At 72.0% G+C, this 1,456-nt stretch carries 1 protein-coding gene; it reads left to right on the plus strand.

Annotated elements, in window-relative coordinates; all coding sequences use genetic code 11:
• Positions 1–1,456: MMPL family transporter (locus DW309_RS06090; RefSeq protein ID WP_168387191.1), on the plus strand; the 1,456-nt coding region annotated here is incomplete at both ends.

The following is a 1,456-nucleotide window of genomic DNA, read 5'->3' on the forward strand; positions in this document are numbered from 1 at the left end:
CCGAGGCGCCCCCGGCCGAACCCCGCCCTCGGGGCAGCCGCCGCTGGGTCGCCGGCGTCACCCGACGCCCGATCCTCGTGTCCCTCGCGATCGTGCTCGGTCTCGGCGTCGTCGCCGTCCCGGCACTCAGCCTCGACCTCGCGCTGCCGAACGCGGGCGTGCTGCCGAAGGACTCCGAAGCGCGGCAGACCTACGACCTCGTGGGCGAACAGTTCGGTCCCGGGTTCAACGGCCCGCTCATCCTCACCGGCACCATCGTCACGTCCACCGATCCGCTCGGTCTGATGGAGGACCTGGGCGACGCGGTCGCCGAGGTCCCGGGGGTCAAGGAGGTCGCGCTCGCCACCCCCAACGAGACCGCCGACACCGGCATCGTGCAGATCATCCCGGAGACGGCGCCCGACGACCCCGCCACCGCCGACCTCGTGCGCGAGCTGCGCAGCCACCACGACGAATGGCTCGACGAGTTCGGCATCGACCTGAAGGTCACCGGCTTCACGGCGGTCGGCATCGACATCTCCGACCAGCTCGGAGCCGCCCTGCTGCCGTTCGGCATCTTCGTGATCGGCCTGTCGCTCATCCTCCTCACGATCGTGTTCCGCTCGCTCTGGGTGCCGATCACCGCGGCCGCCGGTTACCTGCTGTCGATCGTGGCCGCGTTCGGCGTGGTGGGTGCCGTGTTCGAGTGGGGCTGGTTCGCCGACGCCCTGCACGTCGCGAAGGTCGGCCCCATCATCAGCTTCATGCCGATCATCCTGATGGGCGTGCTGTTCGGCCTCGCCATGGACTACCAGGTGTTCCTCGTCTCGCGCATGAGAGAGGACTTCGTGCACGACCCCGACGCGAAGAGCCCGGACCGGGCGACCCGTCGCGCGGCCGCGCTGCGCGCCGTGCGGAGCGGCTTCTCCGGATCCGCGAAGGTCGTCACGGCCGCCGGACTCATCATGTTCGCGGTGTTCGTGGCGTTCGTGCCCGAGGGCGACTCGTCGCTCAAGCCCATCGCGCTCGGGCTCGCCGCCGGCATCGCGATCGACGCGTTCCTGGTGCGGATGACCCTGATCCCCGCGCTCATGGCGATCCTCGGCGAGCGCGCGTGGGAGATCCCGGCCTGGCTCGAGCGCATCCTGCCGAGCGTGGACATCGAGGGCGAGGCGGTGGAACGCGAACGACACCTCGCCGCGTGGCCCGGCGACGGCTCCGTCGTGGCAGCCGACGACCTTACGGTGGGCGGCGACATCGCCGCGCTCGACGGCCTGTCGCTGCGCCTCGCACCGGGGAGCGCGGTGGTGGCCACCGGGCTCGACGCCGCCACGCTGCGGGTGCTCGCCCTCACGATCGCCGGACGGGTGCCGCCGGGCGAGGGTCGCCTGCGTGTGGCGGGGCACCTGCTCCCCGGTCGCGCCGCGTGGGTGCGTGCCCACGTCGGCTGCGTGCTCGTGGACGACCAGGACGCGAC

Origin of the sequence: Microbacterium sp. K41 (genome assembly GCF_004794395.1) — a bacterium.
Classification (GTDB): domain Bacteria; phylum Actinomycetota; class Actinomycetes; order Actinomycetales; family Microbacteriaceae; genus Microbacterium; species Microbacterium sufflavum.